The organism is Neobacillus mesonae, assembly GCF_001636315.1.
Classification (GTDB): domain Bacteria; phylum Bacillota; class Bacilli; order Bacillales; family Cytobacillaceae; genus Neobacillus; species Neobacillus mesonae.
This window is the reverse complement of sequence record NZ_KV440949.1, coordinates 3,771,096-3,786,420: the sequence shown is the minus strand read 5'-3', so window position 1 is coordinate 3,786,420 and position 15,325 is coordinate 3,771,096. Positions and strand designations below refer to the sequence as shown.

Here is a 15,325-nt window from a genome sequence, read left to right as displayed (position 1 = left end):
GAATTTAAAGTTATTCGTTTTATTCTTCCAACCATTGTTCCACTGCTTTATCCATCTCTTTTTGTAAATCCTTTACATTTCCCGCGTCCTGTTGTACTAATTTTAAGTATTTTTGGGGAAACATTTTTTCTAATGAAGATTGATACAAACTCCCATCTTCGGGTTCTGAATATTTTATAACCATGTATTTACCTGCGTCTTTCTTTAAACGAATTAAAGCGGGCAAAGAATGGCCGGCTTGTTCTTGTGTACCCGTTGATTTGTTAAAGCCGCCAAAAAAAGACCACATATAGACACTGATGACCCCATTTGACTCGCTCGTGCCATAAACTTTATGAACCTCAAATTGCTTTTCTGTGTGATAATAAGCGGATGAGTATTTTTGAACAATATAATCGGATATCACCCGGTCCATCGTTTTAGTTATGTGTTTATCCCCATCTTTTAGCTCAATTTCATTTCCAATACATCCTGTTAATAAAGCGGCTACAAAAAACAAAATAATATTTAATTTATTTATCAAAATCTTTATCCCCCTTCCAGTATAAGACTGATTAAATAGGGAGAAAGTTACATCGGCATTTTGTACGAATCAGCGCCATCACTTGAACAAGATAAGTTTTCAAATGGAGCCCCTGGTAACATAACTTTTTAGCAAAAAACGGCAAATGTGCTTCCAATGGAGCTATTGTCGACATTTCTTTTTGCAAATACAACTTAAGTGTTTCCAATAGGACCCATTGCCGACATTTCTCTTTTAAAATACAACTTAAGTGTTTCCAATAGGGCCTATTGACGACATTTCTCTTAGTACAAGCAACAAAAGTGTTTCCAACGGGGTCTATTGGCGACATTTCTCTTAGCAAAAGCAACAAAAGTGTTTCCAATGGGGCCTGTTGGCGACATTTCTCTTAGCAAAAGCAACAAAAGTGTTTCCAATGGGGCCTGTTGGCGACATTTCTCTTAGCAAAAGCAACAAAAGTGTTTCCAATGGGGCCCCGATTAACGTCAACCTTTATCTTTTTACTATATTTCAACCTGGGTTCCTACCCCCGCCTGAATTGCCTTTTCATACACAGCAGCTGCTACGGCGATATCAAAGTAGGCAATCCCGACGGATTTGAAGAAGGTGATTTCTTCATCATTTTCCCTGGCGCTAATCTGGCCAGCTGCAAGTTCACCGATTTCTCCATGCAGTTCCGAAAAGCTCCAGGTCCCTGCATTAGCCGGAATAATAAAGTCACCAGCTTCATCCTTAACCCCTTCCATTGTATCCGCGACAATCTTTGAGCATCGATGCAGTGTAACTACATCCACTTCCTGCATATGAGGCAGATAGGAACCGACACCGTTAATATGCGTACCCGGCCGAAGAGCTTTACCGGAGAATACCGGCGTTTCGGAACGTGTGCTGCAAATGACAATATCAGCTTTGGATACAGCTTCATCGACATCATGCATTACAATGATATCGCCATCAAAACCCGGAGCAAGCTCACTAATTTTCTTAGCAAAAGCTTGTGCTTTTTCCTTCGTTCTGTTGAATAACATGATTGTTTTAATATCGCGTACTTCTAATACTGCCTGCAGCTGCTCTTCCGCCATTGCCCCGGTGCCAACCACCGCAACTGATGAGGCATTTTCCCTGGCAAGATACTTCGTCGCAATCCCGCTCACCGCCCCAGTTCTTAATCTGGTTAAATAAGAGGCATTCAAGCATCCCAAGTGATCGCCATTGTTGGTGTCACTTAATAAAATCACACCTTGTGTAGTCCGTTTGCCGATGGAAGGATTGTATGGAAAAATGGTCACCACTTTAACGGCAGATTTTCCAACTGATTCGATAGCTGATGGCATGTATAATGCAGATGCCTTTTTATCTGGAAATTCAATTACCATCCGGTGGGGGTTTGAAATTTTTCCTTCTATGTAGTCAATCAAAGCCGCTTCCAAATCCTGAATCGCATCTTTCATAGTATATAAAGAACGAATTTGTGGTTCTGATAGTATTAGCATGTTTAACCTTCTTTCTAAAAATGTCTATTTATATTAGTTTATCAAACCTTCGTCTTATTGCAGAAAAAGGAATCGCAAGAACACGATTCCTTTCACACTTTAAGCTGCTTTATCCAATTCCTCATTTTTTCGATCACGTATAGCCGAAACAGCAATTAATGAAATGACAGAAGTTAAAATGATATATAAAGCAACTGGTACATAGGAATTATCATAAGCTGCCAAAAGGGCTGTCGCCACAAGCGGTGCGGTTCCGCCAGCTACTGCTGCACCGATTTGATAGCCAAGGGAAATCCCTGTATAGCGGACATTAGACTTGAAAATCTCCGAGAACATGGTGCCAAGTACGGCTGTGATTGGTGCCCAAATGATTCCAAGCCCTAGAACTGTTGCCACGACTAACATGGCAGCTGATTTTTGGTGAAGCAGCCAAAAATACGGGAAAGCGTACAGCGCCATCAAAATAGTCCCGCCAACATAAAGCTTCTTCCGGCCGATTTTATCCGAAAGATTTCCCATTATCGGAATGAGGATGGTAGTGACAATTGTGGCAATAGTAACAGTATTTAATGTGAGCGTACGAGAAAAACCAAGCTGTGTAGTTGCATAGGAAACGATAAATGTACCAAAAATGTAAAAAGGCGCTGTTTCAACTACTTTTGCTCCAACCGCAATCAGTACCTCTTTCCAATGGGTACGCATGGTTTCCAAGAAAGGAATTTTAGCAATTTCTCCTTTTTCTTGGGCTTGTTTGAATGAAGGCGTTTCATCAATCCCTTTGCGAATCCATAAACCAAACAAAACGAGTAAAGCACTTAAAATAAATGGCACGCGCCAGCCCCATGTCATAAAGGCGTTTTCAGGTAAAAGCGTCATTATCGACAAGGCTAGTGTCCCTAGTAACATACCGATTGTGACACCCATTTGCGGGATGCTGCCAAAGAAGCCTCGCTTCTCTTTCGGCGCATATTCTACCGCTAATAAAAGCGCTCCACCCCATTCACCGCCAAGACCGACGCCTTGAACCAGCCTTAATGAAACGAGAATAATCGGAGCAGCAACACCAATTGCTTCATATGTAGGAAGAAAACCCATTAAGACAGTTGAACCGCCCATAAGTGACAGTGTTAAAACCAGCGTTTTTTTCCGTCCAATCCGGTCTCCAATATGACTAAAAATAATTCCTCCAAGCGGACGGATAAAAAAGGCCAAGGCAAATGAAGCATACGCCAGCATCAGCCCAACAGTAGGATCTTCACTATGGAATATAAGCTGGTTAAATACTAATGCAGACACCGTTCCATACAAAAAGTAATCGAACCATTCAATTGAACTTCCTACAAGACTAGCAATTAAAACCTTAATTTCGAGTTTTTTCTCCATCAAAATTCCCCTTTTTATGAATATATTAGCCAATTTTATATTATTTTACAAATTCATTTTTAATTATTATGATATTTTAGTATATTTAGACTATAGAAGAAGTTATTACTAAATTCCAATCCTAAAGAATAGAATTTCTTGAAAAGGGGTGCAGAGGTTTGAATTTAAATTGTAATAGGTCACTATTCCCCATCCTGTCCAGCCATACACATCTAGCCAGCTGTTCCCAAGGGGCAATAGCGATTCCAGTCTCTAAAGCTATTGAAGATTATCATCAAAGTTTACTGAATGATGGGACTAATTGGGGTGCTGCACTAAAAAAAGCTGACGCGGCAGGGGGATTATTTGCACAGCTAATTGGCGCTGAAAAAGATGAGGTGGCCATCCTTTGTTCAGTTTCCGATGCACTTTCTTCCATAATGTCCACCCTTACCGATCATCCAAAACGAAAAGGAATAGTTTTTACAGATATCGATTTTCCCACCGTCGGCCATATCCTATATGCACAAAAAACCTTTAAGGACCATCTCTCTATAGTTCGCTCTTTTAATAATGAAATTCCCTTAGAACAATATGAAAAAAAAGTATCCAATGATACCCTTCTTACGTGTATTCCTCATGTTAACTTCTGTAACGGATACAAACAAGACGTTAAAAAAATTGCCGATATCGTTCATGGGAAAGGCTCACTTTTATTCGTGGATGCCTACCAATCCGCAGGACATATTCCGATTAATGTTAAGGAAATGGGGATTGATATGCTCGCGACTGGCACGCGAAAATATCTTTTGGGCATTCCAGGTGTGGCGTTTTTATATATTAGGAAAGAGCTTGCGAAGGAATTGAATCCAAGAGTTACAGGATGGATGGGGCAAGAGGAATCTGCTGCATTTGATCTCCTGAATCCTATTCCCGCTGTGGGTACCCGCCGTTTTGAAACTGGCACCCCGGCCTTCATTAGCATATATGCTGCTCATGAGGCTCTGAGGGTATTACTTGAAATGGGAATAAATAATATTGAGAGCCATTTAAAAAATCTAACCCAATTCGGACTCCATTATGGACTTGAAAAAGGTTTGACTCTTGCTGGACCATTAACTATTGAAAATAGAACCAGCTTAATGTCCTTTCATGTTGAAAATGCCCCGCTGGTAGAGGCAAAATTAAGAGAAAGAAAGATTATTGTTTCGGCGAGAAAAAATGTGATTAGAATAGCTCCGCATTTTTATAACACGCAGGATGATATACAATTGGCATTAGATGAACTTTCACAAATTGTTTAAAAAGGCCTGGATTAAATAATCCAAACCTTTTATTTTGCACATTCCTGCAAAAATTCCTCTACGGTTAATATCGTTTTCTTTAAGCCCAGCCTATCTCCCAGCTGAGTAACTCCAGGGGGTTCAACATTTGCCTCCTTAAGGACTTCTTTTTGAGAAAAAACCTCTCTTGTGTTGCCATCAAGCAAGACTTTCCCTTTATTAAACACAATGGTCCGTTCAAAATTCTCTGCAACAAAATCCATATCATGAATGATCGTCATAACGAGTTTGTTTTTCTTTTTCAATTCCTGAATGATCTTACTGATGGTTTCTTTCCCGGCTTGGTCCTGGGCAATGGTCGGTTCATCGAAAATCACAATGTCTGTATCCATCGCTACCACCGATGCGATGCAAAGCAGCTTCTTTTCCGATAAGCTTAAATCATGAGGGTTCATCGCCGTTTTATCGTCTAGCCCGACCATTTTTAACGCCTCTACCGCCAGCTTTTCTGCTGTATATTTCCCCATTTTAATATTCAGCAGCCCAAACATGGCCTCGTCTAAAACGGTTCGTTTAAAAATTTGATCATTGGGATTTTGAAAAACCAAGCCAATCTTTCTCGCTAGTTCAGCCGCGGTTTTCATTTTTACATCATAATCCCCGATCAAAATCCCTCCATTTTTTGCTTTTAATAAACCTTTCAAGAGCTTCACAAAGGTTGTTTTTCCGGCACCGTTTTGTCCGATGATGGCGGTGGTACGGTGATCAAACTCTAGGTTGATGTCAGCAAGAACTGGCGGGGCTTTTTCTGAATAGGAAAATGATAGATCCGAAACTTTGATCATTTCATTGCCCCCCTTAATGCCAATTCCGCATCCTCTAATGTCACGGGATAGACATCACTTCCTAGTTTTTTTATCCCCAGCGACTTGCACACTTTTGTGTATACTGGAGCGGTCACACCATAGTCTTTCAAGTCGTCCCGTGAGAATATTTTTTCCGGAGTATCAAAATCGACTAGCTTCCCATCATGCAGCAGCAACACCCGGCTGCAATACTGAGCAACTTTTTCCATTTTGTGCTCCGCCATTACGACCGTAATTCCCTGCTGACTTAAATCTTGAATGGAATGGAACACTTCCTCAGAACCTGCCGGGTCAAGCTGGGAGGTCGGCTCATCCAGCACGAGAATATCCGGTTTCATCGCAATAATACTGGCAATCGCCATCCGCTGCATTTGCCCGCCAGACAGATCAAACGGACTATGGTCCTTCACATGTTCAATTTTCATCAGCTTTAGCACTTCATCAATCCGCTGCCGCATTTCTTCCCGCGGCAGTCCGATATTTTCCAGTCCAAAGGAAATTTCTTCGTATACGGTCATTTTCGAACCTGTGACCTGCGTGAACGGATTTTGAAACACCATCCCCACCTTTAAAGAAATGTCGGCGATTGAATGTGCTCTAACCTCAAGCCCGTTCACCAGCACTTTTCCACCATAAGCACCTTTATAAAAATGCGGGACAAGACCAACTAGTGCCTGACATAATGTTGACTTGCCTGAAGAATTTTCCCCAATAATGCCGATGAATTCGCCCTCTTCTACTTCAAAGGAAATGTCTTGCAGGGCAAGTTCTTCAGACATTGGATATTTATATTTAAGTCCTTCGACAACTATCTTTTTCATAAAAAAATCCTCCATGCCACGGCACATATGGTCAGCAGCATCATCGTAGCCTGAATTGCTTTGCTGTAAGTAAATGTTTTTTCCACATATAAATAGGTTTTCGGATTGCGAGAATTGAAGCCCCGCACTTCAAGCGCCATCGCCCGTTCCTTCGTGTTGATAAGCGACCCCAGCACGACTGGACCAAGCAGCGGGATAAAGGCTTTGATTCTGATAAGTAGTTTCCCTTCCGTCTCCATACCTCTAGATCGCTGCGCATCCATAATCGTACTCATCGTTGACATCATTTCCGGGATGATTTGAAAAACAGATACAATAACATAGCCGATTCTTGGCGACATACCTTTCCGCACAAGCGATTCAACAAGGTCCGACGGCTTCGTTGTCAACACTAGAATCATAAAGGCACTAACAATATTGGTTACACGGAGTGCAATCATTATAGCAAACAACAGTCCTTCCTTATGCATCGCAAACGGCCCCAGATTAAACAGAACCGTTTCATTCCCAGGCTTAAACAGGCCCTGAATGATCACGACGGTTATTAGGACTAGAAAAACAAAGCCATAAACTGGCAGTGTTTTGCGAATCACTTTTGCTGTCAGTAATAGCAAAATACTGATGCCAACACATATGGTGGAAATCGTGAAAGATGGCAGAATAATAGGAATGATGATGGCAAATAAAATATAGTAGAGTTTCGTAATCGGATCGATGTCGTGGACAAACGATTCCCGATCTACAAATAGACTAATTGATTTCAAGGAATTTCACCGGCTTTCATTTTCAAGGGCATTTATGGCATATAAACTTTTTATGAGAACATAGTTGGTGCGGTTTCTTAGGCTTTCTGTTCTCATGGGCGCTTTATGAGGACAAGGGCGGCACTTTTTCTCAGCTTTCTGTTCTCATGAACGCTTTATGAGGACAAGATTAGGGCAGTTGCTTGGTTTTCTGTTCTCATGGGCACTTTATGAGAACAAGGACGGCACGCTCCCACAGCTCTCTGTTCTCATAAACACTCTATGAGGACAAAGGGTGCCTTTTTACCCAACCCTCTGTCCTCATAAAATGCTTCCTAATGATTTCTTTAGTCCAAAGTTTCCACTTTGTCATTATTGTTGTACAGCTGAACCACATTCCGCGGTAAACCTTGGAAAATCCCATAGCTGACTAGTACAACCAATAATTTGTCCGGCACATCGACAACGATTTCATCAAGCAGAGAAGCAAGCCAAGTAGATTCAGTGTTTGCTAGCACAAATGCGAACAACGCATCGCCCCAAACATTCCCTGTCTGGCCGCCCCAAAAGCCGATATTTAACGGCGTTGAAATCACTTTTTCCACAAGGCCAATGATAATTCCGGCCACCACAGCTTTACCCCAGCTGGAAATATACCCTTTATAAAATAGAACCCCAGCAGCTACACCGATTGCCACACTAGTAATGGCATATACGAAAGAAATCGGATCAGTAAAACCATAAATAATGTTATTAATTGCACCCGCCAGCGCTCCGACAATTGGACCTCCAAGCATAGCGGCTAACACCGTACCAATGGAATCCAGCCACAAAGGCAGCTTTAAAATCCCGGCAACAAATTTGCCAATATAGTTAATCCCTACAGCAACTGGTATCAGAACAAGTGACGCGGTTGAAAAACGCAAGGACCACATGCTTTGTTTATTCATTAATAAAAACCCCCTCTTTTCTCTTCTTTACTCATTACTAGTATAGTTATTGTCTTTACATATGACAATTCTATTGTAATCTATTATTACTACTTTTTTCTCAATACATAATCCTTATTAATATTTATGAACAGTGAATTTGTTCTATTCTCTGTGAAAGATTCTATCTTGTTAGAAACATAAAAAGGCACCTGACAATTTTGGTGTCAGGCACCTTTTTACTTATTTTACCTTTATTTTTTCATTGCCTTTGATCCAGGATGGATAGGCGCTTAGTTCTAAAGAGATTGGGTTGGTTTGATGTTTTGGATTAGGAATGCTGACTCCGAATTCGGTGATTCCTTTTTCATTCATTCCCTCGGTGAAGCCATAATTAGATGGTAGTTCCTTTCCATTCCCATCCGTTATTCTTGTAAAGAGAAATGCGTTGAATTCTTTTTTAGTATGAAGGTCGAAGATTAGCTCGTTTCCTTCTACTCGTAAATTTCGTAGTAAATTTCCTTTTGGCTGTTTTAGGATTTGCCGCTTTACTGTATCCACTACAACAAAGGCTTTATCCTTGTCGACTGCTTGGATTTTATTAAAGACCAAATACAATTCCTTTGGTTCCCGGAAGTAGTTACTTTGCAGGTAAATAACAGCTTCATCAGGTGATATCAAATTTGCAGTAATCCCGTTATTAATTTTATTCCATGTTTCTCCATTTTCATCTACAAGCCTTAGGTCATCAAAGCTTAGGATCCTTTTGCTATTGTTTGGGTCCATTTTGACATGGACCGCCACACGTAATGGATATATGTCGGCATTTAAAAATGTTATTTTTTGTCCTTCCATTGAAATTGTTTTGTTAATAACAAATGACTTTTTCAACTGTATGTCTTTTTTTAGTTCAAAGTTTATTGTGAATTCTTCCTTTACTTTCTTCCCTTTTACCCAAACCTTCAGCTGTAGTTTTTTTTCTTGAAGAGGTGACTGAAAATAAAATTCAAACATATCACTATGTGTGGTTGCTCCTTTTTCTGAATAAAGCGGGCTTCCCATTGATATGCCTCCAAGCTCCAGCTTTTTCCCTTCAAAACTTTCCAATTGAACCTTCTCCGTTTCGAGTATTTTTTGCTTATCCTTGGATGTTATCGTATAAAACAGGACCACCTGGCTTTGATCGGCAATTACGCCATCAATCGTAAACTTCAAGCCATTTTTCTCTTGGGACACACCGATTTTTTCATAATAATCATTTTCAACGGCCAGCATTCTTCCTTTATCGGTTCGAATAAGATCAACTATTTTTTCCATGCCGGGAATGACGGAAATATAGTCAGCAAACGCTGGTGAGAGACGGATCGAGGTTAAAAATCCAAATAAAAAAATAGCTGTGGCAGCAACAGAAAAAAACCATTTTTTTCGGCGCAATTGCCGTTTCTCCTCCAATTTGGCCTTTTGAAATCCGGCAAAAATCGCTTCGTCCAATGAATCTATCGGAACCTGAATATTATCGTATAAATTTTTTAATTGCTTTTCTTCCTTTTCATACATGTAAATCACCGCCATTTCCCTCTAATTTTTTCCTAAGAGCCTTTAACGCTTTGTTCAACCACGTCTTGACCGTACCCTCCGGACATTGCAGCGTTTCAGCAATTTCCTTGATTTTCAATTCATGAAAATATTTTAAAGTGAGGATTTCACGAGACCTGTCATCTAATCCTTGCATGGCGTCCTTCAATTCTATTTTGGTATGGGATTCCGCTGCCCCCTGCATGTTCAGGATTTCATCATTCAATATGACTCGCTTTTGCTTTTTCAATTGGTCATTGCAGTAGTTGATCATGATGCGGAGCAGCCATGTTTTAAAATAAGAAGGCTCTTTCACCGATTTTCTATTTTTATAAGCCCGGTACGTTACCTCCTGGACGGCCTCGAGCGCTTCTTCTTCATTTCGTAAAAAAGAAAGCGCGGTCTTATATAAATCTATCTTGTAGAGTTCGATCAGCTGTAAAAATGCTGAATCGTCCCCCTTGATTGCCTTTTTGACTAATCGTTCATCCGTGGCCATGTGCACGCCCCCTTCACTAACCTTGTTGTCTTACATATTAGACTACCGAACAGGGAAAAAGTTTTAAAAGGTGGAAATATTTTTTTGGGGTCTGGGTGTGATGTAAATTTATTGCTTTCATAGCTGCTAGATAGATCTTTTTCTTGTCGTTCAGTTTCGTTTACCTTTTCTATGCGGCCGACAACTCTTCTTTTTCTGTCTTTCGGGCGCGTATAGCCCTTCTATGCGACCGACGCTTCTTCTTTTTCCGCCGCTCGGGCGCGTATACCCTTTCTATGCGACCGACAACTCTTCTCTTTCCGCCGCTCGGGCGCGTATACCCCTTCTATGCGACTGGCACCTCCATTTTTTCTGCCGTTCGGTCGTCTATAACCCTTCTATGCGACCGGCTCCTCCACTTTTCCCGCCGCCCGGTCGCCTATACCCCTTCTATGCGACCGGCACCTCCATTTCTTCCGCCGCCCGGGCGCGTATACCCCTTCTATGCGACCGGCACCTCCATTTTTTCCGCCGCCCGGGCTCGTATACCCCTTCTATGCGACCGGCACCTCCACTTTTCCCGCCGCCCGGTCGCCTATACCCCCTCTACGCGACCGACAAAACCATTTTTCCAGACGGACGGTCGCCTATACCCTTAATCTCCAACAATTCCCCTTCCAAACTACTAAATTTCTCCAAAAAAGTAATTTACTTTTCAGAATCATTTATTATATAATTCTAATTGTGGTAATTATTACCTAAAAGAGGAGGTGTACAGGATGTTGGTAACAAGCTCAAAATCCAATCAATTTAACATTTGCCTGTACAATCCTGCCAGTCTACCATCTGATTTCTAACAAGCGGCACTCTACCGCTATGTTGAGAAATATAATTTTGTTGATGAAAGGCCTTGCAGTAGCAGGGCCTTTTATTTTTTTCAAATTTATGAAAGGGGGTTTTTAACATGATCAAGATTCAGTTAACTAATTTTTCAAGCGTTGAGGTAATCGAGGATGGTTAGCGAAAAAAACTTCAAATGAGGGAGTAACCATATGAAAACTAAAATAGTGGAATATACTCATGAATTGGCCGAACAAGTTGCTGATATGTGGAATCATAGCCGTGACGGCTGGGGCGGCGGAAGTGACATTTCGACTGCCGCAAGTGTCAGGCAGCAGGAAGAGAATTCAATTAACCTAAATACTTATTTAGCCATAGATGGAAACAGTGTTGCCGGCTATTGCGGGGTCAGCGAATATCGCGAGGACAGCGGTGCACTCTACATTCCCCTGCTTAACGTGCGTGAAGAATATCAAGGAAAGAAAATCGGCAAACAGCTCGTGCTAAAGGCCGTCGAAAGGACCATCGAACTAGGATGGCCGCGACTTGACCTTTATACATGGGGCGGCAATACAAAAGCAGTCCCATTGTACAAAAAATGCGGCTTTTTCTGGGAAAACAGAGACGACACCGTTCATCTGATGAACTTTATCCCTTCTGTACTCACAACAGAAGCTGTCCAAGATTTTTTTAAAAAAGCGGACTGGTACACTGACCGCAAAATGGACATCGAAATAAAGCCGGATGGCAGAAAAGAAAATGGCTTTGATTTTTATGAATACAAGTGGGAAAAGGACGGCAGTAAGCTAAGATTGGAGTATGAGCGCAAAGGCCGGGGGCTCAGATTGATTGAAACAGACCAGTACTTGATCTATGCTTCCACTGAACAGCAGGACTTAATTTTTGGCACTGAATATCCGATTCATTTTCATATTGAAAACAAGACAAACGAGCCATTGCAAATCAACATCAATGGCTATGATGACCAAAATATCCGCTTTGATTTTTCAAAACAGCTGACAGTAACGGATTCGACCGTTGTTGAAGGCCGATTCTTTGTCGGGGAAATCTCCGAAGAGCAAAATATTTGGCGCACCCATCCAACCGTATCGGCTACATTAAAAATCAATGGAAAAGAAGCAGACTTCAAGCTTGGAATCAACAGCAAATACCCTGCCCGGATGACGGCAAAAATACCGAATGATCCGCCGTTCCTTGAAACCGCTTCACAGTTCTATTTAGAGCTGGAGAACCATTTTAATGAAGAAGTACAATTTGCCTTTACATTACCGAAGGCACCATTTATTGAGTTCGAGGAAGAGCAGATTCGAATTACCATGGAAGCAAAGGAACGGAAACTCCTTCCAGTGGCGTATCGTTTAACTAGCTACGGCTTTTATCAAAAGAAGTTACAAATTCAAGCGATCAAGAATTCCGGAGAAAAGGTTCTTTTTTCAAAAGAAATCGGCTTAGCGTTTTACGGGATGGGCTTCAAATTAACCGGCGAATGTGCGGACTATTGGCATGTTTATAACGGCTGTGCCCATGCCTATTTGAGTAAGTTCGATAATCGCCTATATTTCGGGCGCACTGGATTCGCGTTCGATGAAGAGTCTTTCTTTTTCTACCCAAAGCTTGGCAAGCCGTTTTCCAGTGAATTTTCAAAAAAACGTCCGGAGCAAGTGGAATTTTTTGAGGAACAGGGCACTGTTTGTTTAAAAGCAATTTATCAATCGGAGACTTACCCGGACCTTAAGCTTTATTCTGTCGCCAATGTGTATGCAGAAGGATTAATGGAACATCACTATGAAATTCATAATCTGGCAGCTGAAGCAACGAAACAGGAAATCTGGCTGAATGACAGTCATAATTTTGCTCAATCTTTGTACCAATCTGTCCTCCCTTATGATGGCGGGCTTATCGAAATTAATGAAATGAAGGATGGCATGCTGGAATATTGGCAGGGTGAAAAGTTTCATGAAAATTGGATATTTAAGCGCCATCCGGCATTGCCGAGCGGATTTTGCTGGAGCAGTGACACAAAGGTTCAGTTCCTTCATTGGTTCTTATTCTTTGAACACAATCTTGGCGTCATCCATGCCAACGGGACAGCCAAGACAGAACCAACTTACTTTTCAGTCGGGGCTTTTCCAACCTGGGATGCTTTTCAGGCCTTTGCTCGTAAAAAAGTACATGCAGATGAGAAACCAGCTGCTCAGCCCGTGCAATTTTATCCTAAGAACCATAACCCGTTCGTCCAAGAACAAGCGACAGTTCATTATAAAGATAGTAAACTGTCGAATTTGGATGGGGAACTTCGTCTTCTGGATGACGACCAACCAGCAATAACAAAGCATTTTTCCGAAGAAGACGGAAAAAATGAAGCAGTATTTCCACTTCATTTCAAAGGGCAATCCAAGGTTAAGCTGCTAAAACTTAATGCTGACCTAAAGTTAGCAAGCTCTGTCCATCAAGCGCTTATGATCCAAACCGATCATTCAGTAATTCAAACAGACCAATATGTTGAAGAAGGAATCCCAGTTTACCACGTGGATAATGGGCTCAACACCATCAAAGCAGCACCTGACTTTTTCCCTGGTCTGTACTCTTTAAGTAATAACGGGCAAGAATGGCTGGATACATCCTTCCCTGCGCTAAAGCCAAAATCTTGGTGGAATCCATGGCCAGGCGGTATTCGGAATGCATTGCTGAACATTTCCGGAAACTCGTTGTTAAAAGAAGAGCGGTCTGCGGAGTTTGCCAGCCTCACCGATAACAAAGGAAATGGCTGGACGGGAATAAAGGTTCAGGTTCAAATTACACAGCACGAAACCTTTAAGGGACTTACCTTTAACCAATATTTTTTGCTGCTCCCGGGTGCGCCGGTAATGTGTCATACAACTGAAATTCTGCAGGGTACGAACCAATATTTTAAAAATGAAGGCTGGTATTGCCAAGCTGCGTTTAAAAATAAAAATAATAGCTGGATTTCGAATGATGGATTAAATCATAAATTTGGAAAAGGCGAAATGGAGATTGATGTGAACAAGAGCTTCATCATCGGTCATGATGCTGTAGCCGAGACACTGCAAGTCATTTCTGATTATCATGGAGGAAAATCAGAGCTTTATTTGAATAAAGAAGTAACCCACCATAGTGTTTATTCGCTGCTTCAATTGGGTCACGGTGAAACATATTGGACCAAACCAATTTTCTATTTATTTAACAATGAAGCCATTCCGGAAGATGCGCTGCACGCTTTAAAAACAATTCGCTTTAATCGTTCCGGCAGCTGAAAGGAGGCAGATGATGCGAATTATTGATGCCCATTTACATTTTTCCAACATTACCAGTTTTAAAGATACCGCCGCCAATCTATCCAAGCTGGATTATACTTCAGCTGGCTTAGCGCAAGAGTACCGGGATGCGAACGTTGTCCTCGGCATTGCCATGGGGCTGACAGAAACGAAGGCGGACGGTTTCCCGGATTACGAGACTGCGACACCGATGGGACTTGATTTAGAGGAGCAGATTCCAGCAAACGTTTGTTATTGCCCAGGGATTAATCCATATCGTTTAGCCCGTCAAGAATTAGCGGCACTTGAAGCATGCCTTTCGAATCCTGAGGTTGTCGGAATTAAAATTTATCTTGGCTACTATCCGTTCTTTGCCTATGATGAGGTGTACAGCCCCGTATACGAGCTGGCGGTCAAATATGGACTGCCGGTCGTGTTTCATACAGGTGATACCTACTCAGAGCGCGGCTTGCTGAAGTATGCCCATCCGCTTACCTTGGATGAAGTGGCGGTAAAAAACAGGGAGATTAACTTCATGATGGCCCATTTTGGTGACCCGTGGGTGCTTGATGGCGCCGAGGTTTTGTATAAAAATCGCAATATGTATGCGGATTTGTCGGGGCTTCTTGTTGGTACGCGGGAGGATTTGCAGAAAAAGCTGGATTCCCCTTACTTTTTTAATCATTTAAAACATGCATTAGCGTTTACGGATGATTACTCGAAGTTTTTGTTTGGCACCGACTGGCCGTTGGTCCAGGTACAGCCATATATTGATTTAATCAAGGAGCTTATTCCCAAGGAAGCGCACGAGGACGTATTTTTCAATAATGCGGTAAAGCTGTTTCCGAAAATAAAGCCATTGATAGAATAGAAAGAGGAGGCGCATCCAGTAGTTTGGACGCGGCTCCTCAATTCTTGTAAATATTGTTGTTATTACGTAAGTTTTAACTTTCAGATATCATGATTACAGTACAAAATTATACCCTATTAGCGGGTTTTGGGTTTCTATTAGCGAATCTTTAAGTTCTATTAGCGATTTTTGCTATTTTATTAGCGAAAATTGATGTTCTATTAGCGAATCAGAAAAAGAACTGTATTTTTAGAAAAGAGCCTTTA

Annotated in this window: 12 protein-coding genes; 3 read left to right on the top strand and 9 right to left on the bottom strand. The window is 41.5% G+C overall.

Features of this window, described 5'->3' with window-relative positions:
* Positions 1-19 precede the first annotated feature (19 nt).
* The 3 genes from A6749_RS17620 to A6749_RS17610 form a co-directional block, all read right to left on the bottom strand.
* A complete protein-coding gene (locus A6749_RS17620) occupies positions 20-523 on the bottom strand; it encodes a hypothetical protein (RefSeq protein WP_066393037.1) in 504 nt (167 codons plus the stop codon).
* 503 nt (positions 524-1,026) lie between these two features.
* Positions 1,027-2,016, bottom strand: coding sequence for an ornithine cyclodeaminase family protein (locus A6749_RS17615; protein WP_066393035.1), 990 nt, complete (start codon positions 2,014-2,016; stop codon positions 1,027-1,029).
* 99 nt (positions 2,017-2,115) lie between these two features.
* Positions 2,116-3,399, bottom strand: a complete 1,284-nt coding sequence (locus A6749_RS17610; protein WP_066393032.1) for an MFS transporter — start codon at positions 3,397-3,399, stop codon at positions 2,116-2,118.
* A 158-nt stretch (positions 3,400-3,557) separates the two neighbouring features.
* Between A6749_RS17610 and A6749_RS17605 the strand changes: the two genes are divergently transcribed.
* On the top strand, positions 3,558-4,682 hold the full coding sequence (locus A6749_RS17605) for an aminotransferase class V-fold PLP-dependent enzyme (protein ID WP_066393029.1): 1,125 nt from the start codon (positions 3,558-3,560) through the stop codon (positions 4,680-4,682).
* 29 nt (positions 4,683-4,711) lie between these two features.
* Here the strand turns inward: A6749_RS17605 and A6749_RS17600 are convergent, their stop codons facing one another.
* The 6 genes from A6749_RS17600 to A6749_RS17575 form a co-directional block, all read right to left on the bottom strand.
* The gene (locus A6749_RS17600) at positions 4,712-5,506 is read right to left on the bottom strand and encodes an energy-coupling factor ABC transporter ATP-binding protein (protein WP_066393026.1); all 795 of its coding nucleotides are present in this window, start codon (positions 5,504-5,506) and stop codon (positions 4,712-4,714) included.
* The gene (locus A6749_RS17595) at positions 5,503-6,348 is read right to left on the bottom strand and encodes an energy-coupling factor ABC transporter ATP-binding protein (RefSeq protein WP_066393024.1); all 846 of its coding nucleotides are present in this window, start codon (positions 6,346-6,348) and stop codon (positions 5,503-5,505) included. The genes A6749_RS17600 and A6749_RS17595 overlap by 4 nt, the downstream gene beginning before the upstream one ends.
* On the bottom strand, positions 6,345-7,112 hold the full coding sequence (locus A6749_RS17590) for an energy-coupling factor transporter transmembrane component T family protein (RefSeq protein ID WP_066393022.1): 768 nt from the start codon (positions 7,110-7,112) through the stop codon (positions 6,345-6,347). The genes A6749_RS17595 and A6749_RS17590 overlap by 4 nt, the downstream gene beginning before the upstream one ends.
* A gap of 326 nt (positions 7,113-7,438) precedes the next feature.
* Positions 7,439-8,041 carry an ECF transporter S component gene (locus A6749_RS17585; RefSeq protein ID WP_066393020.1) on the bottom strand — a complete coding sequence of 201 codons (603 nt, stop codon included), beginning with the start codon at positions 8,039-8,041 and terminating at the stop codon, positions 7,439-7,441.
* A 222-nt stretch (positions 8,042-8,263) separates the two neighbouring features.
* Positions 8,264-9,577: a DUF4179 domain-containing protein gene (locus A6749_RS17580; RefSeq protein ID WP_066393016.1), complete on the bottom strand. Its 1,314-nt coding sequence runs from the start codon at positions 9,575-9,577 to the stop codon at positions 8,264-8,266.
* Positions 9,570-10,094 carry a sigma-70 family RNA polymerase sigma factor gene (locus A6749_RS17575; RefSeq protein ID WP_066393013.1) on the bottom strand — a complete coding sequence of 175 codons (525 nt, stop codon included), beginning with the start codon at positions 10,092-10,094 and terminating at the stop codon, positions 9,570-9,572. The genes A6749_RS17580 and A6749_RS17575 overlap by 8 nt, the downstream gene beginning before the upstream one ends.
* A 1,031-nt stretch (positions 10,095-11,125) precedes the next feature.
* Between A6749_RS17575 and A6749_RS17570 the strand changes: the two genes are divergently transcribed.
* Both A6749_RS17570 and A6749_RS17565 read left to right on the top strand, forming a co-directional pair.
* Positions 11,126-14,209 carry a GNAT family N-acetyltransferase gene (locus A6749_RS17570; protein WP_066393010.1) on the top strand — a complete coding sequence of 1,028 codons (3,084 nt, stop codon included), beginning with the start codon at positions 11,126-11,128 and terminating at the stop codon, positions 14,207-14,209.
* Positions 14,210-14,222: 13 nt separating this feature from the next.
* A complete protein-coding gene (locus A6749_RS17565) occupies positions 14,223-15,080 on the top strand; it encodes an amidohydrolase family protein (protein ID WP_066393007.1) in 858 nt (285 codons plus the stop codon).
* Positions 15,081-15,325 lie beyond the last annotated feature (245 nt).

Coding starts and splice junctions, on each gene's coding strand:
- A6749_RS17615 (WP_066393035.1), bottom strand. CDS start 2,016: ATGCTAATACTATCAGAACCACAAATTCGTTCTTTATATACTATGAAA.
- A6749_RS17610 (WP_066393032.1), bottom strand. CDS start 3,399: ATGGAGAAAAAACTCGAAATTAAGGTTTTAATTGCTAGTCTTGTAGGA.
- A6749_RS17600 (WP_066393026.1), bottom strand. CDS start 5,506: ATGATCAAAGTTTCGGATCTATCATTTTCCTATTCAGAAAAAGCCCCG.
- A6749_RS17595 (WP_066393024.1), bottom strand. CDS start 6,348: ATGAAAAAGATAGTTGTCGAAGGACTTAAATATAAATATCCAATGTCT.
- A6749_RS17585 (WP_066393020.1), bottom strand. CDS start 8,041: ATGAATAAACAAAGCATGTGGTCCTTGCGTTTTTCAACCGCGTCACTT.
- A6749_RS17580 (WP_066393016.1), bottom strand. CDS start 9,577: ATGTATGAAAAGGAAGAAAAGCAATTAAAAAATTTATACGATAATATT.
- A6749_RS17575 (WP_066393013.1), bottom strand. CDS start 10,094: ATGGCCACGGATGAACGATTAGTCAAAAAGGCAATCAAGGGGGACGAT.
- A6749_RS17570 (WP_066393010.1), top strand. CDS start 11,126: ATGAAAACTAAAATAGTGGAATATACTCATGAATTGGCCGAACAAGTT.
- A6749_RS17565 (WP_066393007.1), top strand. CDS start 14,223: ATGCGAATTATTGATGCCCATTTACATTTTTCCAACATTACCAGTTTT.